Source organism: Streptomyces sp. NPDC097129, assembly GCF_055668065.1.
The window spans coordinates 191,550-212,583 of sequence record NZ_JBVOQE010000011.1; the positions used below are offsets into that span (position 1 = coordinate 191,550).

Below are 21,034 nucleotides of genomic sequence, written 5' to 3' on the forward strand. Positions count from 1 at the left end.
GTCCACACACCGTCCATACGGCAGGCCCGCAACCATCCCCACAAGGCGGGAGGCCGACGCCCGCACATACGACAAGAGGCCGGTCGATTTCGACCGGCCTCTTGCCTGTTGTGCGCGAGGGGGGAGTTGAACCCCCACGCCCTTTCGGGCACTGGAACCTGAATCCAGCGCGTCTGCCTATTCCGCCACCCGCGCATTGGGTGTGTCCTCAGGCCCCGTTCCTTTCGGCCCGGCGCCTTCCGACACCCAGAACATTAGCACGTCGTCCGGGGTGGATTCACATCCCTTCCCGCCCCCTGCCACCCCACCCCCGGTGAGCGGCACGGCCGGTGCCCGCACCGCCTGAACAGCGCCCCCGCCGCCCCGCGCCCCCCGAAACCGCCCCCCGCGCCCCGCACGTCTCGACATCACCCCCGGCACGTATCAACCTCGTACCGGTCCCGGCCGTCCCCCCTTCAGACGGAGGAGCGCACAGCCGGGTGCGGGACACTGGTTTGCGGCCGCCTCTACGATCCTGGGCAGAAGTACCCCGCAAGGGGTACGAGGCATCAGGTACGCACCGAGGCGTCGACACCTGTCGACCGGGCCGACAGGGGGAACCAGCCGATCGACCGGCGCGTGGATACGATCAGTAAGCAGTACCAGGTAGGGCAGTACCCGCAGCGCGGGCAGCAGGACGGCAGGATCGACGAAGGAGGTGCCCCATGGGAGTCCTGAAGAAGTTCGAGCAGCGTCTCGAAGGTCTGGTCAACGGCACCTTCGCCAAGGTCTTCAAGTCCGAGGTCCAGCCCGTGGAGATCGCCGGCGCGCTCCAGCGCGAGTGCGACAACAACGCGACCATCTGGAACCGCGACCGCACGGTGGTCCCCAATGACTTCATCGTCGAGCTCAGCACGCCTGACTACGAGCGGCTGAGCCCCTACTCCGGGCAGCTCGGCGACGAACTCGCCGGGATGGTGCGCGACTACGCCAAGCAGCAGCGCTACACCTTCATGGGCCCGATCAAGGTCCACCTGGAGAAGGCCGACGATCTCGACACCGGTCTGTACCGGGTGCGCAGCCGCACGCTCGCCTCGTCCAGCAGCCAGCAGGCGCCCGGCGCGCCCGCGGCCGGCGGGCAGCAGGAGAGCGGCTACGGATACCCGCAGCCCGGCCGGCCGGCCGCGCACCAAGCGCCCGGCACGCCCGCCGGAGCGCCCCCCATGCCGGCCGCCCCGCCGCCCGGCGCCCGCCCCGGCGGGTACGGCTACCCGCAGCCGGCGAGCCCGCAGCGGCCGCCGGCCGCCGCGCCGGCGTCCGGCGGACGCACCCGCTACTGGATCGAGATCAACGGCACCCGCCATCAGATCTCCCGCGCGACGCTGGTGCTGGGCCGCAGCACCGACGCCGACGTGCGGATCGACGACCCCGGCGTGAGCCGCAGGCACTGCGAGATCCGGACCGGAACGCCCTCGACGATCCAGGATCTCGGATCCACCAACGGCATCGTGGTGGACGGGCAGCACACCACCCGCGCTACGCTCCGCGACGGCTCGCGGATCGTCGTGGGCAGCACCACCGTTATCTATAGGCAAGCCGAAGGGTGAAGCGGGGGCAATGTCAGAGCTGACCCTCACGGTCATGCGGCTGGGTTTCCTGGCCGTCCTGTGGCTGTTCGTGATCGTGGCCGTGCAGGTCATCCGCAGCGACCTGTTCGGGACGCGGGTCACCCAGCGCGCCGCCCGGCGGGACGCCGGGCGACCGCAGCAGGCCCAGCGCCAGGCGCCGCCGCAGCAGCGCCAGCAGCAGGGCGGCGGCCGCCAGCGCCGTAACGCCCCCACCAAACTCGTCGTGACCGAGGGCACCCTCACCGGCACCACCGTCGCGCTCCAGGGCCAGACGATCAGCCTGGGCCGGGCGCACGACTCGACGATCGTGCTGGACGACGACTACGCCTCCAGCCGCCATGCCAGGATCTACCCGGACCAGGGCGGGCAGTGGATCGTCGAGGACCTGGGCTCCACCAACGGCACGTACCTCGACCGGACGCGGCTGACGACTCCGACGCCGATCCCGCTGGGGGCGCCGATCCGCATCGGCAAGACCGTCATCGAGCTGCGGAAGTAGTGCTACGTCATGAATGAGCGCGAGCGGAGCGAGCACGCAGCGGCGGTTCACACCCCGGACCCCGGCGCGCTCCCGACCGGAGGGTGGGCAGTGTGGCTCGACACGACCGGCTGCATGCGGAGCCGACGGGCGAGGTGGGCATGAGTCTGTCACTGCGCTTCGCCGCCGGATCGCACAAGGGCATGATCCGCGAGGGCAACGAGGACTCCGGGTACGCGGGTCCGCGGCTGCTCGCGATCGCCGACGGCATGGGCGGTCAGGCGGCCGGTGAGGTCGCCTCCTCCGAGGTGATCTCCACCATCGTCGCCCTCGACGACGACATCCCCGGCTCCGACCTGCTCACCGCGCTCGGTACGGCCGTGCAGCGCGCCAACGACCAGCTGCGTCAGATGGTCGAGGAGGACCCGTCGCTGGAGGGCATGGGCACCACGCTCACCGCCCTGCTGTGGACGGGCCAGCGCCTGGGCCTGGTGCACGTCGGCGACTCCCGCGCCTATCTGCTGCGCGACGGCGTGCTCACGCAGATCACGCAGGACCACACCTGGGTGCAGCGCCTGGTCGACGAGGGCCGGATCACCGAGGAAGAGGCCACCACCCACCCGCAGCGCTCCCTGCTGATGCGCGCCCTCGGCAGCGGCGACCACGTCGAGCCGGACCTGTCGATCCGCGAGGTGCGGGCCGGCGACCGGTATCTGATCTGCTCCGACGGGCTGTCCGGAGTCGTCTCCCACCAGACGATGGAGGACACCCTCGCCAGCTACCAGGGCCCGCAGGAGACCGTGCAGCAGCTGATCGAGCTGGCGCTGCGCGGCGGCGGCCCCGACAACATCACCGTGATCGTCGCGGACGTCCTGGACCTGGACACCGGTGACACGCTCGCCGGGCAGCTCTCCGACACCCCGGTCGTGGTCGGCGCGGTCGCCGAGAACCAGCACCACCAGCACGACAACGGCATCATGCAGACGCCCGCCGGCCGCGCCTCCGGCCTGGGCCGGCACGCGGCCCCCGGTGGCGGCGGCGAGTTCGGCCCGCCGGGCTCCGGCGACACCACCGGCTACGTCCCGGCCGGCAGCTTCGGCGACTGGGACGACGACGACTTCGCCAAGCCGGGCAGGCGCGGCAAGTGGATCAAGCGATCGCTGTACTCGGTGCTGGCGCTGGCCGTCATCGGCGGCGGCCTGTACGGCGGCTGGCGCTGGACGCAGACGCAGTACTACGTCGGCGCCAAGGACGAGCACGTCGCGCTGTACCGCGGCATCAGCCAGGATCTGGCCTGGGTGTCGCTGTCGAAGGTGGAGACGGACCACCCCGAGATCGAACTCAAGTACCTGCCGCCCTACCAGCAGAAGCAGGTCAAGAACACGATCGCGGAGGGCGACCTCGCCGGCGCCCGGAAGAAGGTCGACGAACTCGCCCTGCAGGCCTCCGCCTGCAGGAAGCAGGCCGAGCGCAACGCGGCCGAGAACGAGCACAACGCGAAGACGGGCCAGGGCGAGGCCGGAGGGACCACAGGGGGAACCACTCCCGCCTCCTTCACGTCCAAAGTCACACCCAGCCCTTCGGCCACAGGAAAACCGGGCACGAAGACCCCGTCCACCTCACCGACCCCCACCGCCAATCCCAGCCCCGGCCCCAGCCTCTCGGAGGAAGAGCAGAAGGTCGTCTCGCTGTGCGGTAAGCAGTAGGCAAGCCGTGAGAGGCCCTGTCACACGATGAGCAGTACTACCAACACGTCGTCGCACCACACGTCCACGATCGGCGCCATCGGCGCACCGAGCCGGCGCAACACCGAGCTCGCGCTGCTGGTCTTCGCCGTCGCCATCCCGGTGTTCGCCTACGCCAACGTCGGGCTCGCGATCAACGACAAGGTGCCCGCCGGCCTGCTGAGCTACGGCCTGGGCCTCGGCCTGCTGGCCGGCGCCGCCCATCTGGTCGTCCGCAAGTTCGCGCCGTACGCGGATCCGCTGCTGCTGCCGCTGGCCACGCTGCTCAACGGGCTCGGCCTGGTCGTCATCTGGCGGCTGGACCAGTCGAAGCTGCTGCAGTCCATCAAGCAGGCCGGCACCGCGGCGCCACGGCAGCTGTTGTACACGGCCTTGGGCATCGCGCTGTTCATCGTCGTGCTGATCTTCCTCAAGGACCACCGCGTCCTGCAGCGCTACACCTACATCTCCATGGTCGGCGCGCTGTTCCTGCTGCTGCTGCCGCTGGTGCCGGGCCTCGGGCAGAACATCTACGGCGCGAAGATCTGGATCTCCGTGGCCGGCTTCTCCATCCAGCCCGGGGAGTTCGCCAAGATCGTGCTGGCGGTGTTCTTCGCCGGCTATCTGATGGTGAAGAGGGACGCGCTCGCGCTCGCCAGCCGCCGCTTCATGGGCCTGTACCTGCCGCGCGGCCGTGACCTCGGCCCGATCCTGGTGGTCTGGTTCATCTCGATCCTCATCCTGGTCTTCGAGACCGACCTCGGTACCTCCCTGCTGTTCTTCGGCATGTTCGTGATCATGCTGTACGTCGCGACCGAGCGGACCAGCTGGATCGTCTTCGGTCTGCTGATGTCCGGTGCCGGCGCGGTCGGTGTGGCGAGCTTCGAGCCGCACGTCCAGCAGCGTGTGCAGGCCTGGCTCGACCCGATGAAGGAGTACACGCTCTCCCGGCAGGGCGTCGGCGGCCACTCCGAGCAGGCGATGCAGGCGCTGTGGGCGTTCGGCTCGGGCGGCACCCTCGGCTCCGGCCTCGGACAGGGCCACAGCGACCTGATCCGGTTCGCGGCCAACTCCGACTTCATCCTCGCCACCTTCGGCGAGGAGCTGGGCCTGGCCGGCCTCATGGCGCTGCTGCTGATCTACGGCCTGATCGTGGAGCGCGGCGTGCGCACCGCTCTCGCCGCCCGCGACCCGTTCGGCAAGCTGCTCGCCATCGGCCTGTCCGGCGCGTTCGCGCTGCAGGTGTTCGTCGTGGCCGGCGGTGTGATGGGCCTGATCCCGCTGACCGGTATGACGATGCCCTTCCTGGCGTACGGCGGTTCCTCCGTCATCGCCAACTGGGCCCTGATCGGGATCCTGATCCGGATCAGCGACACCGCCCGCCGCCCGGCCCCCGCGCCCGCCGCCAACCCCGACGCCGAGATGACCCAGGTGGTCCGTCCGTGAACAAGCCCCTGCGCCGCATCGCGATCTTCTGCGGTCTGCTGGTCCTCACCCTGCTCATCCGGGACAACTGGCTGCAGTACGTGAAGGCCGACTCGCTGGCCACCGACGACAAGAACCGCCGCGTCACCATCGCCCGCTACTCCACCCCGCGCGGCGACATCATCGTCGGCGGCAGTCCCGTCACCGGCTCGGCGAAGACGAGCACGACCGGGCTGAACGACCTGGAGTACAAGCGCACCTACAAGGACGGCCCCATGTGGGCGCCGGTCACCGGGTACGCCTCGCAGGCCTTCGGCGCCAACCAGCTGGAGTCCATCGAGGACGGAATCCTCACCGGCACCGACGACCGGCTGTTCTTCCGCAACACCCTGGACATGGTCACCGGCAAGGAGAAGCAGGGCGGCAACGTCGTCACCACGCTCAACGCCGGCGCGCAGAAGGCCGCGTTCAACGGCCTGAAGAAGCAGGGCGGCAAGGGCGCCGTCGTGGCGCTGGACCCGGCCACCGGCAAGATCCTCGCGCTCGCCTCGTACCCGTCGTACGACCCGTCGGCCTTCGCCGGGAACTCCAACGACGACGCCAAGGCGTGGGACAAGCTCCAGAAGAAGAACAACGCCGCCGACCCGATGCTGAACCGGGCGCTGCGCGAGACCTACCCGCCGGGCTCCACGTTCAAGGTGGTCACGGCCGCGGCCGCGCTGGAGAACGGGCTCTACCCGGACGCGGACACCAAGACCAGGTCGCCGCTGCCGTGGATCATGCCGGGCACCACCACGCCGCTGAAGAACGAGGGGAACATCCCCTGCGAGAACGCGACCATGCGTGAGGCCCTGCGGGTCTCCTGCAACAGCGTCTTCGGCAAGATCGGCGCCGACCTCGGCAACGACAAGATGCTGGCGGAGGCGAAGAAGTTCGGCTTCGACGCGGAGCAGTTCACGCCGGTGCGCTCCAGCGCCTCGGTCTTCTCCGACGGCATGAACAAGTCGCAGACGGCGCTGTCCTCCATCGGCCAGTACAACACCGCGGCCACCCCGCTGCAGATGGCCATGGTCGCCTCCGCGGTCGCCAACGACGGCAAGCTGATGAAGCCGTACATGGTCGACCAGCTGCAGACGTCCAACGTCGACCCGATCGAGCAGACCGACCCGCAGGAGCTGAGCCGGCCGCTGTCGCCGAAGAACGCCCAGATCCTGCAGTCGATGATGGAGACCGTCGTCAAGGACGGCACCGGTAAGAACGCCCAGATCGACGGCGTCACGGTCGGCGGCAAGACCGGTACCGCCCAGCACGGCGTGGAGAACAGCGCGAACCCCTACGCCTGGTTCCTCTCCTACGCCAAGCTTCCCGACGGCAGCTCGCCGGTCGCGGTCGCGGTGGTCGTCGAGGACGAGGCCGCCAACCGGGACGACATCTCCGGCGGCGGTCTCGCCGCCCCCATCGCGAAGAGCGTGATGGAGGCGGTCATCAACAGTAAGAAGTGACCCCGATCACGTCGTCTGCACATTGCCGCACGTTGCGATACCGGTCCTGTATCGGGTGACGGGCTTGGCCAGGTCACACAAACCGATCCGGGTACGGTAGGCCCGGACGACAGCCTCCGGCCGCACGTGCGTGCCGGTCGGGACCGATGGAGAGGGCTGGTAGGTAGCTATGGAAGAGCCGCGTCGCCTCGGCGGCCGGTACGAGCTGGGCCAGGTGCTCGGCCGTGGTGGCATGGCGGAGGTCTACCTCGCGCAGGACACCCGCCTCGGCCGCACGGTTGCGGTGAAGACGCTGCGCGCGGACCTCGCGCGCGACCCGTCCTTCCAGGCCCGCTTCCGCCGGGAGGCCCAGTCTGCCGCCTCGCTCAACCATCCCGCGATCGTCGCGGTCTACGACACGGGCGAGGACTACATCGACGGGGTCTCGATCCCGTACATCGTCATGGAGTACGTGGACGGTTCCACGCTCCGTGAGCTGCTCCACTCCGGCCGCAAGCTGCTGCCGGAGCGGACGCTGGAGATGACCATCGGCATCCTCCAGGCCCTGGAGTACTCCCACCGCGCCGGCATCGTCCACCGCGACATCAAGCCCGCGAACGTCATGCTGACGCGCACCGGTCAGGTCAAGGTGATGGACTTCGGCATCGCCCGGGCCATGGGCGACTCCGGCATGACGATGACGCAGACCGCGGCGGTCATCGGCACGGCGCAGTACCTGTCGCCGGAGCAGGCCAAGGGCGAGCAGGTCGACGCGCGCTCCGACCTGTACTCGACGGGCTGCCTGCTGTACGAGCTGCTCACGGTACGGCCGCCGTTCGTCGGCGACTCCCCCGTGGCCGTGGCCTACCAGCATGTGCGGGAAGAGCCGCAGGCCCCGTCGGTGTTCGACCCCGAGATCACGCCGGAGATGGACGCGATCGTCCTGAAGGCCCTGGTCAAGGACCCGAACTACCGCTACCAGTCGGCCGACGAGATGCGCGCCGACATCGAGGCCTGCCTCGACGGCCAGCCGGTCGCCGCCACCGCGGCCATGGGCTCGGTGGCCTACGGCGGCTACCCCGACGAGCAGGCGACGACCGCCCTGCGCTCGGACGGCGGCCCCGGCGGGGCGACGTCCATGCTGCCGCCCATGAACCCGGACGACGGCGGCTACGGCTACGACGACCGCCGGGACCGGCGCCGCCAGAAGAAGTCCAACACGTCCACGATCCTGCTGATCGTCGCGGCGATCCTGGTCCTCGTCGGCGCGATCCTCATCGGCAAGTACATCTTCTCCGGCAAGAACGTCGGCAACGACCAGGTGCCGGTGCCGCAGTTCATCGGCATGTCGCAGGCGCAGGCGCAGAAGCTCGCCGAGAACTCCGACCTCAAGCTGGCCTCCACCGAGAAGCCCTGCGAGGACCAGGCCAAGGGCAACATCTGCTCACAGGACCCGACGGCCAGGACGCAGGTGGACAAGAACACCACCGTGAACATCGTGGTGTCGACGGGTGCGCCGAAGGTGGCGGTGCCCAGCGTGCTCGGCAAGTCCTTCGACGACGCGAAGGCCCTGCTGGAGGGCGACCAGTACCAGTTCAAGGTCGAGAAGAAGACCGAGGTCTCCGCCGAGGAAGCGGGCAAGGTCCTCGATCAGAACCCCGGTCTGGGCGACGAGGTCCAGAAGGGCACCACGATCACCCTCACCGTGGCCAAGCCCGAGGACAAGGCGACCGTCCCGGACGTCACCGGCCAGTCCTGCGACGGCGCCAAGGCCCAGATGCAGGCCAACAACCTGACCGGCAACTGCACCGAGCAGGAGACCCAGGACCCGAACCAGGTCGGCAAGGTCATCTCGACCACACCGCAGGCCGGCTCCCAGGTCGACAAGGGCTCCTCGGTCCAGATCGTCGTCGGCAAGGCCCCGCAGAACCAGCAGACGCAGGTCCCGCCGATCCAGGGCCAGCGTCTGAAGGACGTCAAGAAGGCCCTGAAGGACGCCGGTCTCCAGGTCGGCAACATCCAGGGCTCCTCCGACGACAACGCCGTGGTCATCAACTCCGACCCGCCCCCGGGCAGCACGGTCAACCGGGACACTCCGGTCAACCTGACCACCTTCGGCGGCGGTGGCGGCGGGAACAACGGCGGCAACAACGGCGGTGGTACGCAGTTCTTCGGCGGCGTGACGGGCTAGTACGCACAGGCGCCGATCGTCCACCGGCACGACGAAAGCCCCGGCCCCCTCGCGGAGAGGGTGCCGGGGCTTCGTGCGTGCGATCAGCCGGCCAGTTCCTTCGGCGGGGTGCGGGCGCTGTCGACCTTGTCCACGCGGACCAGTTCGCCCCAGACGACGTAGCGGTAGCGGGAGGTGTAGACGGGGGTGCAGGTCGTCAGGGTGATGTAGTGGCCCGCCTTGGCCTTGCCGGACTCCTTCGGGACCTGGGCGAGGACGTCCACGTTGTACTTCGACGTCTCGGGGAGGACGGCGTACACCTTGTAGACGAACCACTTGTCCTTCGTCTCGAAGACGATCGGGTCGCCCTTCTTCAGCTTGTCGATGTTGTGGAACTTCGCGCCGTGCCCGTCGCGGTGCGCGGCGAGGGTGAAGTTGCCCTCCTTGCCGGTCGTCGGCAGGGTCGCCTTGACCGGGTCGGTGTAGTAGCCGGCGACGCCGTCGTTGAGGACGTCCGTGGCGGTGCCCTTCTCGACCAGCACCTCGCCGTTCCTCATCGCGGGCACGTGCAGGAAGCCGATGCCGTCCTTGGTGTCGAGCGCCCCGGGCCCGGTGTCCTTCTGCGCCCAGTGCTCGCGGACCTTGTCGGCCTGCCGGCCGGCCGCCCGGTCGGCGACGACGTTGGTCCACCACAGCGAGTAGACGACGAACAGGCCGAGCACCAGGCCCGCCGTGATGAGGAGTTCACCGAAGACGCTCACCGCCATGGCGATCCGGCCGGTGCCCCGGCGACGCCCCGCCGGTCGAGGGGACGACGTCCCGGTGTCCTCTGCGGTCGCTGCCACTGTTCCTAGCCCTAACTGACGAGCGCATCCGGTTTGCCCTTGCTGCGCGGCCGTTCCTCGACCATCTTGCCCCAGACGATCAGCCGGTACTTGCTCGTGAACTCCGGCGTGCAGGTCGTGAGGGTGATGTAGCGGCCCGGCGCGGTGAAGCCCGAGCCCGGCGGTACGGGGTCGAGCACCCTGGTGTTGCTGGGCGACGTCACCGGCAGCGACGACGTCATCTTGTACACGTAGTAGGTGTCCTGCGTCTCGACGACGACCTCGTCGCCGGGCTGGAGCCGGTTGATGTAGCGGAACGGCTCGCCGTGCGTGTTGCGGTGGCCGGCGAGGCCGAAGTTGCCGGTCTTGTCGCCCGGCATCGCCGTCTTCAGCGGTTCCTCGCCGTAGTGGCCGACCATGCCCTTGTCGAGCACCCGCTTGGTGCTGACGCCCTCCGCGATCGGCACGACCACGTCCAGCTTGGGGATGTGCAGGATGGCGAAGCCCTGCCCCGGTTCGAAGATGCCCGGGCTGCGTTTGCCGTCCGCCCAGTCCTGCTGGAGGCTGTTCGCCTCCTGGCCGGCCTGCGCGTGGGCGCGCACGTTCGTCCACCACAGCTGGTAGGTGACGAACAGCAGCATCAGCACGCCGGTCGTGATGAACAGCTCCCCGATCACCCGGCTCGCGACGACGGCCGGGCCGGGCTTGCGGGCCCGGGCGAGCCGGCGGGCCTCGACGCGGGAGCGGGGAACGGGACTCTGCTCGTCCTGCGGGGCGTCCTGCCCGGTCCCGGCGGCGCCGTGCCGGCCCCCGGGGCGCCGCTTGGCGGCCTTTCTGCGGGCCGCTCGCCCGCCGGGTGTGACTCCGGTGGCTCCAGAGGCCGACGGGCCGTCAGAGGCGACTATGGAGCCCCGCTCGCGGCCCCGGCCGGGCAGCTGCGCCACCCGCAGCGCCACCGTCTCGTCGTCGGCGGGCGGTGCGTAGGGCGCGCCCGCCTCGGAGGGGTACGTGCCGGACTCGTATGACTCGGAGGGGTGCGTGCCGGAGGCGTACGCGTCGGATCCGGGCTCGTCGCTTTCGTACGGCCCGCCCCCGTACGCCCCGTCCTGCGCCCCGTACGGCGACGTGCCGTAGGGCTCGTGCGGCGGTGAGCCGTACGAGTCCTTGCGCTCGGGGCGCAGCGCGGTCACGCCGTGGCCCTGCCCACCACCGGGGCGAGCCCCGCCGACCTCGCCACCGCGCCCTCGTCGCCGCACTGCACCAGCCAGTTGGCCAGCATCCGGTGCCCGTGCTCGGTCAGCACCGACTCCGGGTGGAACTGCACGCCCTCGACGGGCAGTTCGCGGTGGCGCAGGCCCATGATGATCCCGTCCTGGGTGCGGGCCGTGACCTCCAGCTCGGCCGGCACCGTGGGCGGCTCGGCCGCCAGCGAGTGGTAGCGGGTCGCGGTGAACGGGGAGGGCAGCCCGGCGAAGACGCCCCTGCCCTCGTGCTCGACCAGCGAGGTCTTGCCGTGCAGCACCTCGGGCGCCCGGTCCACGACTCCGCCGTAGGCCACCTGCATCGACTGCATGCCCAGGCAGACGCCGAAGACGGGGACGCCGGTCGTGGCGCAGTGCCGGACCATCTCGATGCAGACGCCGGCCTCCTCGGGCTTGCCCGGGCCGGGCGACAGCAGCACGCCGTCGAAGCCGTCCTGGGCGTGCGAGGTCGCCACCTCGTCGTTGCGCAGCACCTCGCACTCGGCACCCAGCTGGTAGAGGTACTGCACCAGGTTGAAGACGAAGCTGTCGTAGTTGTCGACGACGAGAATGCGCGCGCTCACTGGTTGTCCACCGTCACATCGTTGAAGGGAAGCAGCGGTTCGGCCCAGGGGAAGACGTACTGGAACAGGAGATAGACCACGGCCACGACGAGCACGATCGAGATCAGCGCCCGCACCCACGCGTTGCCCGGCAGATGCCGCCAGATCCAGCCGTACATGCCGTCCCTTCCGTTTCCCCACGGCACCGTCACTCACGCCGTACCGGAACCAGACTAACGGCGCGGCGGCCCCGGATCCCGTGCGTCCGCAAGGTACCCGCGTGAGGCGTGCCGGAGGTGTCTCGGTTTCACGTGAAACCGAGGCGGGACGTCCCTCAGGGGGCCACGGGCTTGGCGTAGTGCAGGTCCACCGTGCCCGAGTAGCCCGGAAGCGTCACCGTCCCGTCCTCGGCGACATTCCAGCCGAGGCCGTAGACGTTCACGTAGACCATGTAGTTCTGGATCGCCGGCGACTCGGCGAGCGCCTTCTGCAGCTTCTCGGGCTCCCCGACCGCGGTGATCTTGTACGGCGGCGAGTAGACGCGGCCCTGAAGGATCAGGGTGTTGCCGACGCAGCGCACGGCGCTGGTGGAGATCAGCCGCTGGTCCATCACCTTGATGCCCTTGGCGCCGCCCTGCCACAGGGCGTTCACCACCGCCTGCAGATCCTGCTGGTGGATGACCAGGTAGTCCGGCTGCGGCTCGGGATAGCCGGGCAGCTTCGCGGTGGCGTTCGGCGGGGCGTCGTTCAGCGTGACGGTGATCGCCTTGCCGGTGACCTTCTGGGTGCCCGCGCTCTTCTCCAGCCCGGCGAGCTTGTCGTCCTGCGCCTTGGTGCTGCCGTCGTCACGCTCGGCCAGCGCTTCCACGTCACCGCGCAGCGTCGCGTTGGCGTCGTCCAGCTCCTTGTTCTTGCGGCTGCGCTCCTGGATCAGGTCGGACAGCTTCAGCAAGGAGGTGTCCGTCCGGATATTGGTGCCCTTGGCCGTGTTGAAACTGGTGATGAAGAGCAGTCCGGCGAGGGCGAAGACGGCGATCGTCAGCAACCGCACGGGCCGGAAACGGGGCCCGCGGGCAGGGCTGGAACCCGTCTGGGGAGAGTCGGCAGAATTGCTCAACGTACCCTTATCTCCTTCGGCGCCGCGGAAGCACTACGCTAACGGACGCCCGGGGGAGCACTCAGTGTCCCCAGTTACGCTGCCCCGAGCCCGACCAGTTCCCTGCGCGGCCACGCAGCGCATCGACAGGAGAGACCCTCGTGCCGAAGTCACGTATCCGCAAGAAGGCCGACTTCACGCCGCCTCCGGCGAAGCAGGCGGCGACCATCAAGCTGGGCACCAGGGGCTGGGTCGCACCGGTCATGCTGGCCATGTTCCTGATCGGTCTGGCCTGGATCGTCGTCTTCTACGTGACCGACGGCACCCTGCCGATCGACAGTCTGGACAACTGGAACATCGTGGTCGGTTTCGGCTTCATCGCCGCCGGATTCGGTGTCTCCACCCAGTGGAAGTAGCGGCCACGAGCCGGTGAACTCAGCTCTGCCCACGGCTATCCGCTGAGTTATCCACAGGTCGTGCATTTATCCACACCCGGCCTGGGGAAAAGAAACGACGATCTGTGGATAACCCCTCGCGGCTTGACGCTGGTACGACTGACACACCGCTTGCCGCACACCTGTTCGCCCCCTGCTTGACCTGCGCAAACCCAGGTCGGTGACAGGGGGCACAGTTGTTCTGGCACGCTGTGCACAAGATCGGGCACTAGTTGTGGACAACCGGTCGCTCAGGTGAGCTGGGACGTTCTCAACAGGGTCATCACCACGACGGCGGCGAGCACCACCGCACAGCTCCCGTACTGCACCAGCGCCCGCCGCTCCCGGGGCGCGTGCACCATGGCGTAACCGACGAGGACACCGGCGACCAGGCCACCGATGTGGGCCTGCCAGGCGATGTTGAACCCAGGGTTGAACGTGATCACCAGGTTGATCGCCAGCAGCGCGAGCACCGGCCGCATGTCGTACTGGAGGCGGCGCATCAGCACCGCCATCGCGCCGAACAGCCCGAAGATCGCTCCGGAGGCGCCGAGGGAGGGCTGGTTGGGCGCGGCGAGCAGATAGCTGAGCGCACCGCCGGCCAGCCCCGAGACGAAGTACAGCGCCAGATAGCGGGCCCGGCCGAGGGCGGCCTCCAGCGGACCGCCGATCCACCACAGGCTGAGCATGTTGAACAGGATGTGGATGAAGCTGCCGTGCAGGAACATCGCGGTCAGCAGCCGGTACCACTGCCCCTCGGCGACGCCCTCCAGCGCGTGGAGCTGCGGGACGTAGGCCCGTCCGAGGAGGAAGAAGCGGTCCTCGAAGGCGGCGCCGACGGCCTGCTGCACGAGGAAGGCAGCGAGGCAGAGGCCGATCAGGATCTTGGTGACCAGGCGGGGGTCCGCGGTGACCGTGCCGCCGGCGAGCGTGCGCGGGCGGGCCGCCGCCGTGGCCGCCCGGCCCTCGCGCCCGGAGGTGCCGCGGACGCAGTCGGGGCACTGGAAGCCGACCGAGGCGTCGACCATGCAGTCCGGGCAGATCGGCCGCTCGCAACGGGTGCAGTGGATGCCGGTCTCCCGGTCGGGGTGGCGGTAGCAGGTGGGCAGGCTGCTGCGCGCGTCCTGCGGGCTGCTCGGCGCCTGGTCCATGAGATCCCCTCGGTCGTCGGGTACGCGTCCGGTACAACTCGGGTACAAAAGGAATCGCCCTGCTCATCCTTACGGACGAGCAGGGCGATTGGTTCCCTTCGGGACCTGCCGGACGCCCGGCGCGTCCCGGCTCGGGCCTGGGACCGCGTTCGCTCAGCCCTCGCGGGACTCGATGACGACCGACTCGATGACGACGTCCTGGAGCGGACGGTCGGTGCGCGGGTTGGTCTGCGTGGCGGCGATCGAGTCGACCACCTTCTGGCTGGCCTGGTCCGTGACCTCACCGAAGATGGTGTGCTTGCGGGTCAGCCACGCCGTCGGGGAGACGGTGATGAAGAACTGCGAGCCGTTGGTGCGCGGGCCGGCGTTGGCCATGGCCAGCAGGTAGGGCCGGTCGAAGCGCAGGTCGGGGTGGAACTCGTCGTCGAACTGGTAGCCGGGGCCACCGGTGCCGTTGCCGAGCGGGTCGCCGCCCTGGATCATGAAGCCGCTGATCACCCGGTGGAAGACCGTCCCGTCGTAGAGCCTGGCCGTGCTCTTCTGGCCGGTCTCCGGGTGGACCCACTCCCGCTCACCCTTGGCGAGCTCGACGAAGTTCCTGACCGTGGTCGGCGCCTGGTCCTTGAAAAGCCGGATCTGGATGTCGCCGTGGTTGGTCTTCAGGGTGGCGTAGAGCTGCTCAGCCACGATGTGCCTTCCGTTGTCTTTCTGTGACTCCCTGATCCTCGCACGGCCCGCCCCCGGCGTCGCCCACCTGAGCGGAAGCACGGATTTCGGGTACCGGATGTGTGTTCCGGGAAGGACCGAGTCGTGCGGGACGGGAGCGCGCCGGGCCGAACCGTGGCATTGTCGACGACAAGCTCCGTTGACCCCTGTTCGTCCGCTATTCACCCGCGATCGCGTTCTTCGGCACCCGGATGCGCGTCCCCGCATGCCGGAGAGCCCACGGAGAGGCATGATCCGCAAAAGGGTGGAAAGTCGATTTACCGTACGCCACCGAGGAGGAGGAACCCGTGACCCGCATCGACAGCGTGCGCGCCGCGACCGGTTCGGCGAAGGACAGCGTGCTGCACGCCGCGGAAGTGGTGGCGCCCTACGCCGACACGGCCAAGGACAGGGCCGCGCACTACGCGCACGAGGCCCGCGTACGGCTCGCGCCCAAGGTGACACTGGCCGCCGAGCAGGCCCGCGCCCAGTACGGCGTCCATGTGGCGCCCCGTATCGAGCAGGCGCGCGTGCAGGCCATGACGCATGTGCCGCCGCGAGTGGACCAGGCAGCCCAGGAGGCCGCCGTACGCACCCGCAAGGCCGCCCGGCAGGCCGCCGACTACTCCCGGCCGATGATCGAGCAGGCGGTGGCCGCGGCCGGCCCCGTCCGTGACGAGGCCGCCGCCCGGGGCGCCGCCGCGCTGGCCGCACTGCGCGGCCAGGTCTCGCCCAAGGAGATCCAGAAGCTGGCACGCAAGCACCGGCGCCGGGCCAGGGCCGGACGCATCGCGAAGGTGCTGGCCGTGGCCGGCGTCGTGGCGGGCGGGGCGTTCGCGGCCTGGAAGTGGTGGGACAAGCAGGCCAACCCGGACTGGCTGGTCGAGCCGCCCGCCGCCACCGAGGTCCCCGAGTCGGGCCGTCTGACCTCGGTCGACGGCAGCGGCGACGCCTCGCTCGACCCGGAGGTCCAGGCCAAGGAGGCCGAGGAGGAAGCGGTCCGCCGCGACGACGAGGGCTGAGACACCGCACGGCAACGAAAAACGCCCCCCGGCCTGCGTTTCCGCAGGCCGGGGGGCGTTTTCACGTGGAGCCTAGGGGAGTCGAACCCCTGACATCCGCCATGCAAAGACGGCGCTCTACCAACTGAGCTAAGGCCCCGCAAGAGAAGCGTCCGGCCGGAAGAAAAGCGATCCGGTGGGCGCCGCAGACCAGAGTACCGGGTCCACCGGGGGATCTCGCAAAAAGATTGGGGGTCCCCGTAGTCGACCACGCTCCGTAAGATGCTCGGCGTGGTTCGCGGCAGCGAACCGCCGTTTTGGGGAAGCGATGGGGAGACGCAATGGACGCCGCACAGCAGGAAGCAACCGCCAGAGCGCGGGAACTGCAGCGGAACTGGTACGGGGAGCCGCTGGGGGCGCTCTTCCGCAGGCTCATAGACGACCTGGGTCTGAACCAGGCCCGGCTCGCGGGGGTGCTGGGACTGTCCGCGCCGATGCTCTCCCAGCTGATGAGCGGTCAGCGGGCGAAGATCGGCAACCCGGCGGTCGTCCAGCGGGTGCAGCTGCTGCAGGAGCTGGCGGCGCAGGCGGCGGACGGCAGCGTCAGCGCCGCCGAGGCGACCGAGCGCATGGAGGAGATCAAGAAGTCGCAGGGGGGATCGGTGCTCAACAACACCACGCAGACGACGAGCACTTCGGGCGCGCCGACGGTGAAGCGGGTGGTCCGCGAGATCCAGTCGCTGCTGCGTTCCGTGGCCGCCGCCGGGGACATCATCGACGCCGCGGACTCGCTGGCCACGACCCACCCGGAGCTGGCCGAGTTCCTCCGGGTGTACGGCGCCGGCCGCACCTCCGACGCGGTCGCGCACTACCAGTCGCACCAGAACTGACCCGCACGGCCGGGTCGCCACGGAGGGGTTCGGCGGCCGGTCGCGGGGGATGCAACGGGGGTGACCCGAGGGGGAGGAGCGGCGCGCAGCGATGGGTGAGGTCTTCGCCGGGCGGTACGAACTGGTCGACCCGATCGGACGCGGCGGCGTCGGCGCCGTATGGCGGGTGTGGGACCACCGTCGTCGCCGTTACGCGGCCGCCAAGGTGCTCCAGCAGCGCGACGCGCACGCGCTGCTGCGGTTCGTCCGGGAGCAGGCGCTGCGGATCGATCACCCGCATGTGCTGGCGCCCACCAGCTGGGCCGCCGACGACGACCAGGTCCTGTTCACGATGGACCTGGTCGCGGGCGGTTCACTGGTCCATCTCGTCGGCGACTACGGCCCCCTCCCCCCGTCCTTCGTCTGCACGCTGCTCGACCAGTTGCTGTCGGGTCTGGCCGCGGTGCACGCCGAGGGGGTCGTCCACCGGGACGTCAAGCCCGCCAACATCCTGCTGGAGGCCACCGGCACCGGCCGGCCCCGGCTGCGCCTGTCGGACTTCGGCATCGCGATGCGGCTGGGCGAACCGCGGCTGACGGAGACGAACCTCGTGGTGGGCACGCCCGGTTACCTGGCGCCCGAGCAATTGCTGGGCGCCGAGCCGGACTTCCCGGCCGATCTGTTCGCCGTCGGCCTGGTGGCCCTGTATCTGCTGGAGGGGGCCAAGCCGGACGCCAAGGCACTCGTCGAGTATTTCGCCGATCACGGCACTCCCGGGGCGCCCAAGGGCGTCCCGGAGCCGCTCTGGCAGGTCGTGGCCGCCCTGCTGCAGCCGGACCCGCAGGCACGTTTCCGCACGGCGACGGGGGCACGCAAGGCGCTGGCGGCGGCCGTCGAACTCCTGCCGGAGCCGGGCCCCGACGACGAGCTGATCGAGATCTTCGACCAAGTCGGTCCCCTGCCGCCGGGCTTCGGCCCGCTGGGCCCGCTCGACGGCCGCCCGCCCGGCGATCCACGGGACGGCACGGCCGTACCGCCGAGTCCCGCGCAGGCGGTGTCCCGGGAACAGACCCGGTCCCGGGAACAGACCCGGTCGCGGGAGCAGCCCGTCGGCACGCAGCCCGTCGACACCCCCACCCACGCCCTGCCCGTCGTCCGGTATCGCGCCGACGCCGTCACCGCGTCGTACACCGCGCACGAGCCGCGGACCACCCACAAGGCCGTGGACACCGCGCGCCCCACGCCGCGCCGTCGCCCCGGGCCGCCCGCCCGGGTCGCCGTGCCGCTGCTGCTGCTCGCCCTCGTCTGCTACGCCGTCGGGTTCTGGGCGCTGGCCCGCATCTGACCGGCCCGGCGGCGCGCCAGCACCGTCCAGCCGCCGAGTACCGCCAGCAGCAGGGTCCCGGTGCCGATGCCGCCCACGGCGACCGTCTTCAGCAGGGTTTCATCGGACGTGCCGGCGCTGCCGGTCCCGGCCGTGACCTGGAAGACGTCTCCGGGTGAGGAGCGGCCGGCGTAGTCCGGGGCGGCCTGAGGTTCCCCGTCGACGCGCACCCGCAGGGTCAGCGGCAGCGCTCCCGGGCCGATCCGGTCGGCGACGCGCGCGGCCAGGTGCACCACCAGGTAGTACGCCCCGGCGAACCGCATCGCGCCAACCGTGTCCCGCACGGCGTACCGGTTGCGGTAGGCGACCGGGGGCACGGGCGGCAGGACCGCCGACTTCTGCGTGCCGTCGTAGCCCACGCCGACGTCGGTGACGTGCCCGCGCACCGGGTTGAACAGCGCCAGCTCCAGCGCGCCGACGGTGTAACCGCCCCGCTCGGCGGCGCTGCCCAGCTCCGCGCTGGCGGACAGCCGCTGTCCCCAGCCCACGGGAACCTTGTAGTAGAGGGTCTGCCCGGGACGTGCGGCGGTCTGCCACACGCCCTCGCCGACGAGCGGCGCCGTGGCGAAACCGGCGCCGGCCGGGCGGCTGGACGGGGTGCCCGCCAGGGGCGCGGCGGACGCCGAGTTCCAGGCCTCGGGGGCGCGGGTGGGGCCGGGACGTGCGAGGGGCGGCTCGGTGGCGGCGGTCAGTTCCAGCGCCCAGGGCTGCGGCCGCGGTGAGGACGTGGCGGTGGACCGGCCGGCGCGCTCCACCACGACGTAGTAGGCCCCGGCGCCGCGGCACGCCGTCCGGCCGGAGGTGCCGGTCTCCCGCGCGCCCCAGGCCGTCACGGGGCGCGGGCTGCGGGACGCGCCGAACAGTTCGGTGTCGTAGGAGCAGGAGCGGCCGTCGGCGTCCTGGACGGACACCTTCAGGCCGTCGGAGGCGGAGACCTCGGCGTTCGCCGGCGGGACGGCCGTGGCGGAGACGTAGGCGTTCGACGTGCCGTCCAGGTCGAGCCGGAAGTAGACCGGGCCCTTGCCGGTCAGTGTGGAGCGGTAGCTGTGCCCCGGGACGAGGCCGGCGGCTTCACCGGTGCCCTGCGCGGCGGTGACGGTGCGGGCACCGGGGTCGTAGGCGTAGGCGCCGGGACCCGGGGCTCCGGTCGCGGCCTGCGCGGGTGGCGCCGACACCAGCCCCATGCCCAGGACCAGCAGCGCAGCCCCCGTACGCGGTCCCATACGCGCCCCCTCACCGTTCCGCAACCGGACCGTGCCCATCCTGCCCCGGCGGCCCCGTGGGCATCCGGCGTACCGCGCAATTCCCGCCGGGCCCCCGACAGCACAAAACCCCGACCGCTCGGGCGGCCGGGGTCTGCTGAATTCGGTGTCGGGTAATCAGGAACCCGTGGGCACGGAGTCGGTCGCCTCCGTCCACAGGTCCTGCTCAGCGCGATCCGCCTGGATCTGGCGGTACACGAGGAGCCCGCCGATGGCGGCCAGTGCGACCAGGAGCAGCTTCTTCACCGCGCAACCTCGTCTTTCGTTGACGTAAGGGACCTCTGGCGCCCGACTATACACACCGGCCGATACCGATCGGTGACCTGCGTCGGGGCACCAACTGGCCATACGAAACGGCGCGATGGAAGCGGATCCGGCTCCTCCGACACCGCCCGTCGATCCCGCCGTCCCTCCGTCCTCTCCGCGCCCTCCCCGACGCTCCGCCCCCCGCACTACCACGTGATCCTCCGCGGCGCTCCCTGAAGCCCCTCAACGGCCCTGGCGCGGTCCATACGTCCATCCGAGTGGTGTTCATCGGAACATCGACGCGCCACGGGCGTCGGTCCACCACTTCGCGGTCCCCATACACATCATGAGGAAAGTACGCAAATCGCCCAACCCGAAAGTGAGGGGATCATGGCCCAGAACCAGGTCAAGCAGCTGTGGACGGTCATCGTGACCGCCTTCCTCGCGCTGTTCACGGCGCTCGGACTCGTCACCACGACCGCCGCCGCGGCGGTAACGCAGAGCGAGGCGCCGCGCAACAGCAGCAGCGACGACGCGACGACCGCCCCCGAGGCGGCGGCACCGCCACTGTCCACCTGGTCCTGGCTCCACGCCCGGTCCCTTCCGCCCACGATGAAGCAGCGCATCCGCGCCGAGGCCCACGGCAAGTCCCCGAGCTGCCGCCACCGCCAGCTCGACGAGACGGCGACCGACGAACAGTGCGACAGCGCCGACGCCGCCGAACGGGCCGCCATCCCCGCCCAGCAGCGCCCCATGATCCCCCTGCAGCGCTGACAGCGCCGCGCACGGCGTCCCCGCCGTGTCCTCACCAGCACCTTTGACGTGACGGCGATTCGCGTACCACCGCACGCGCAACGACCGGCCCGGCCGCTCGCAAGAGCTGCCGGGCCTCGCCGTTTGTGCTGCGGGCCTCGCCGCGTGTGCCGCGGGCCCGTCTGTGTGCGGGCCTTACCGGCACCCGGCACCCGGCACCCGGCTCCCGGACCAGGGGCTGTCAGTGTTGCCGGTACTGGTCGGTCATGTTCGGCGCCTGGCCGTGCAGGGTGAGGGCGTTGAAGGAGACCCGGTCGTTGCGGGCCTGGAGCCGGCGGTCCTGCTCGATGCGCAACCCGTCGGCGTTGTCCGTACCGCCGTTGCGCCGCCGCAGCAACACGGCGACCAGGGCGCCGACGACAGCGGTGAGCAAGCCGAAGAGAACACCTATCGCGACCACACGCCCCCCAGGTGACACACCATGTGACCTGCCATGCAGAAGACCCCCGATCCTACCCGGATCGGGGGTCCTCGTGTCTGGTGGGGCTAACAGGATTTGAACCTGTGGCCTCATCCTTATCAGGGATGCGCTCTAACCAACTGAGCTATAGCCCCGCCGC

General features: G+C 70.2%; 21 protein-coding genes and 3 tRNA genes. 11 read left to right on the forward strand and 13 right to left on the reverse strand.

Annotation, left to right across the window (positions count from 1 at the left end):
• Positions 1-111 precede the first annotated feature (111 nt).
• Positions 112-195, reverse strand: a tRNA-Leu gene (locus AC0B9F_RS28940).
• A gap of 509 nt (positions 196-704) precedes the next feature.
• Between AC0B9F_RS28940 and AC0B9F_RS28945 the strand changes: the two genes are divergently transcribed.
• From AC0B9F_RS28945 to pknB, 6 genes are all read left to right on the forward strand, one after another.
• On the forward strand, positions 705-1,586 hold the full coding sequence (locus AC0B9F_RS28945) for an FhaA domain-containing protein (RefSeq protein ID WP_472007526.1): 882 nt from the start codon (positions 705-707) through the stop codon (positions 1,584-1,586).
• 10 nt (positions 1,587-1,596) lie between these two features.
• A complete protein-coding gene (locus tag AC0B9F_RS28950; protein WP_472007527.1) occupies positions 1,597-2,106 on the forward strand; it encodes an FHA domain-containing protein FhaB/FipA in 510 nt (169 codons plus the stop codon).
• 140 nt (positions 2,107-2,246) lie between these two features.
• Complete coding sequence (locus AC0B9F_RS28955) at positions 2,247-3,791, forward strand: Stp1/IreP family PP2C-type Ser/Thr phosphatase (RefSeq protein WP_472007528.1); 1,545 nt, start codon at positions 2,247-2,249, stop codon at positions 3,789-3,791.
• Between the two features lie 27 nt (positions 3,792-3,818).
• Complete coding sequence (locus AC0B9F_RS28960) at positions 3,819-5,255, forward strand: FtsW/RodA/SpoVE family cell cycle protein (RefSeq protein WP_472007530.1); 1,437 nt, start codon at positions 3,819-3,821, stop codon at positions 5,253-5,255.
• Complete coding sequence (locus AC0B9F_RS28965; protein ID WP_472007532.1) at positions 5,252-6,736, forward strand: peptidoglycan D,D-transpeptidase FtsI family protein; 1,485 nt, start codon at positions 5,252-5,254, stop codon at positions 6,734-6,736. Before AC0B9F_RS28960 ends, AC0B9F_RS28965 begins: the two co-directional genes overlap by 4 nt.
• Positions 6,737-6,905: 169 nt before the next feature.
• The gene (gene pknB / locus AC0B9F_RS28970; protein ID WP_472007534.1) at positions 6,906-8,906 is read left to right on the forward strand and encodes a Stk1 family PASTA domain-containing Ser/Thr kinase; all 2,001 of its coding nucleotides are present in this window, start codon (positions 6,906-6,908) and stop codon (positions 8,904-8,906) included.
• Positions 8,907-8,989: 83 nt separating this feature from the next.
• Here the strand turns inward: pknB and AC0B9F_RS28975 are convergent, their stop codons facing one another.
• The 5 genes from AC0B9F_RS28975 to AC0B9F_RS28995 all read right to left on the reverse strand — a co-directional run bounded on the left by AC0B9F_RS28975 (position 8,990) and on the right by AC0B9F_RS28995 (position 12,630).
• Positions 8,990-9,730, reverse strand: a complete 741-nt coding sequence (locus AC0B9F_RS28975; RefSeq protein ID WP_472007536.1) for a class E sortase — start codon at positions 9,728-9,730, stop codon at positions 8,990-8,992.
• 11 nt (positions 9,731-9,741) lie between these two features.
• Entirely contained in the window at positions 9,742-10,899 is a 1,158-nt protein-coding gene (locus AC0B9F_RS28980; protein WP_472007538.1) for a class E sortase, read from the reverse strand.
• Positions 10,896-11,534, reverse strand: a complete 639-nt coding sequence (locus AC0B9F_RS28985) for an aminodeoxychorismate/anthranilate synthase component II (protein ID WP_472007540.1) — start codon at positions 11,532-11,534, stop codon at positions 10,896-10,898. Before AC0B9F_RS28985 ends, AC0B9F_RS28980 begins: the two co-directional genes overlap by 4 nt.
• Positions 11,531-11,692, reverse strand: coding sequence for a hypothetical protein (locus tag AC0B9F_RS28990; RefSeq protein WP_361630155.1), 162 nt, complete (start codon positions 11,690-11,692; stop codon positions 11,531-11,533). The genes AC0B9F_RS28985 and AC0B9F_RS28990 overlap by 4 nt, the downstream gene beginning before the upstream one ends.
• Positions 11,693-11,847: 155 nt before the next feature.
• Positions 11,848-12,630, reverse strand: coding sequence for a DUF881 domain-containing protein (locus AC0B9F_RS28995; RefSeq protein ID WP_472007542.1), 783 nt, complete (start codon positions 12,628-12,630; stop codon positions 11,848-11,850).
• A 140-nt stretch (positions 12,631-12,770) separates the two neighbouring features.
• On the opposite strand from AC0B9F_RS28995, the gene crgA reads away from it, so the two are divergent.
• Positions 12,771-13,025, forward strand: coding sequence for a cell division protein CrgA (gene crgA / locus AC0B9F_RS29000; protein ID WP_472007544.1), 255 nt, complete (start codon positions 12,771-12,773; stop codon positions 13,023-13,025).
• A gap of 269 nt (positions 13,026-13,294) precedes the next feature.
• Here crgA and AC0B9F_RS29005 read toward each other — a convergent pair whose 3' ends face one another.
• Both AC0B9F_RS29005 and AC0B9F_RS29010 read right to left on the reverse strand, forming a co-directional pair.
• Positions 13,295-14,194, reverse strand: coding sequence for a rhomboid family intramembrane serine protease (locus AC0B9F_RS29005; RefSeq protein WP_472007546.1), 900 nt, complete (start codon positions 14,192-14,194; stop codon positions 13,295-13,297).
• A 153-nt stretch (positions 14,195-14,347) separates the two neighbouring features.
• Positions 14,348-14,881 carry a peptidylprolyl isomerase gene (locus AC0B9F_RS29010; protein WP_472007547.1) on the reverse strand — a complete coding sequence of 178 codons (534 nt, stop codon included), beginning with the start codon at positions 14,879-14,881 and terminating at the stop codon, positions 14,348-14,350.
• Positions 14,882-15,207: 326 nt separating this feature from the next.
• Here AC0B9F_RS29010 and AC0B9F_RS29015 point away from each other — a divergent pair, with 326 nt between their 5' ends.
• Positions 15,208-15,921 (forward strand): DUF5324 family protein, encoded by a 714-nt coding sequence (locus AC0B9F_RS29015; protein WP_472007549.1) that lies wholly within the window; start codon positions 15,208-15,210, stop codon positions 15,919-15,921.
• Between the two features lie 66 nt (positions 15,922-15,987).
• Here the strand turns inward: AC0B9F_RS29015 and AC0B9F_RS29020 are convergent.
• Positions 15,988-16,060 (reverse strand) — tRNA-Ala (locus AC0B9F_RS29020).
• Positions 16,061-16,241: 181 nt separating this feature from the next.
• Between AC0B9F_RS29020 and AC0B9F_RS29025 the strand changes: the two genes are divergently transcribed.
• Positions 16,242-16,790: a helix-turn-helix domain-containing protein gene (locus tag AC0B9F_RS29025; protein WP_472007551.1), complete on the forward strand. Its 549-nt coding sequence runs from the start codon at positions 16,242-16,244 to the stop codon at positions 16,788-16,790.
• A 91-nt stretch (positions 16,791-16,881) separates the two neighbouring features.
• The gene (locus AC0B9F_RS29030) at positions 16,882-18,114 is read left to right on the forward strand and encodes a serine/threonine-protein kinase (protein ID WP_472007553.1); all 1,233 of its coding nucleotides are present in this window, start codon (positions 16,882-16,884) and stop codon (positions 18,112-18,114) included.
• Here AC0B9F_RS29030 and AC0B9F_RS29035 read toward each other — a convergent pair.
• Together AC0B9F_RS29035 and AC0B9F_RS29040 are read right to left on the reverse strand one after the other, a co-directional pair.
• Complete coding sequence (locus AC0B9F_RS29035) at positions 18,078-19,376, reverse strand: hypothetical protein (RefSeq protein ID WP_472007554.1); 1,299 nt, start codon at positions 19,374-19,376, stop codon at positions 18,078-18,080. The genes AC0B9F_RS29030 and AC0B9F_RS29035 overlap by 37 nt on opposite strands.
• 156 nt (positions 19,377-19,532) lie before the next feature.
• Positions 19,533-19,661 carry a DLW-39 family protein gene (locus AC0B9F_RS29040; protein WP_003999697.1) on the reverse strand — a complete coding sequence of 43 codons (129 nt, stop codon included), beginning with the start codon at positions 19,659-19,661 and terminating at the stop codon, positions 19,533-19,535.
• A 390-nt stretch (positions 19,662-20,051) separates the two neighbouring features.
• Here AC0B9F_RS29040 and AC0B9F_RS29045 point away from each other — a divergent pair, with 390 nt between their 5' ends.
• Positions 20,052-20,435 carry a DUF6344 domain-containing protein gene (locus AC0B9F_RS29045; protein WP_472007555.1) on the forward strand — a complete coding sequence of 128 codons (384 nt, stop codon included), beginning with the start codon at positions 20,052-20,054 and terminating at the stop codon, positions 20,433-20,435.
• Positions 20,436-20,655: 220 nt separating this feature from the next.
• Here the strand turns inward: AC0B9F_RS29045 and AC0B9F_RS29050 are convergent, their stop codons facing one another.
• Positions 20,656-20,847, reverse strand: a complete 192-nt coding sequence (locus AC0B9F_RS29050; protein WP_472007557.1) for a hypothetical protein — start codon at positions 20,845-20,847, stop codon at positions 20,656-20,658.
• A 105-nt stretch (positions 20,848-20,952) separates the two neighbouring features.
• A tRNA-Ile gene (locus AC0B9F_RS29055) sits at positions 20,953-21,029 on the reverse strand.
• Between the last annotated feature and the right edge of the window lie 5 nt (positions 21,030-21,034).

Bases quoted from the DNA above. Each gene is read 5' to 3' on its own strand.
- AC0B9F_RS28945 (WP_472007526.1), top strand. From the start codon at position 705: ATGGGAGTCCTGAAGAAGTTCGAGCAGCGTCTCGAAGGTCTGGTCAAC.
- AC0B9F_RS28950 (WP_472007527.1), top strand. From the start codon at position 1,597: ATGTCAGAGCTGACCCTCACGGTCATGCGGCTGGGTTTCCTGGCCGTC.
- AC0B9F_RS28955 (WP_472007528.1), top strand. From the start codon at position 2,247: ATGAGTCTGTCACTGCGCTTCGCCGCCGGATCGCACAAGGGCATGATC.
- AC0B9F_RS28960 (WP_472007530.1), top strand. From the start codon at position 3,819: ATGAGCAGTACTACCAACACGTCGTCGCACCACACGTCCACGATCGGC.
- pknB (WP_472007534.1), top strand. From the start codon at position 6,906: ATGGAAGAGCCGCGTCGCCTCGGCGGCCGGTACGAGCTGGGCCAGGTG.
- AC0B9F_RS28990 (WP_361630155.1), bottom strand. From the start codon at position 11,692: ATGTACGGCTGGATCTGGCGGCATCTGCCGGGCAACGCGTGGGTGCGG.
- AC0B9F_RS29005 (WP_472007546.1), bottom strand. From the start codon at position 14,194: ATGGACCAGGCGCCGAGCAGCCCGCAGGACGCGCGCAGCAGCCTGCCC.
- AC0B9F_RS29025 (WP_472007551.1), top strand. From the start codon at position 16,242: ATGGACGCCGCACAGCAGGAAGCAACCGCCAGAGCGCGGGAACTGCAG.
- AC0B9F_RS29030 (WP_472007553.1), top strand. From the start codon at position 16,882: ATGGGTGAGGTCTTCGCCGGGCGGTACGAACTGGTCGACCCGATCGGA.
- AC0B9F_RS29035 (WP_472007554.1), bottom strand. From the start codon at position 19,376: ATGGGACCGCGTACGGGGGCTGCGCTGCTGGTCCTGGGCATGGGGCTG.
- AC0B9F_RS29045 (WP_472007555.1), top strand. From the start codon at position 20,052: ATGGCCCAGAACCAGGTCAAGCAGCTGTGGACGGTCATCGTGACCGCC.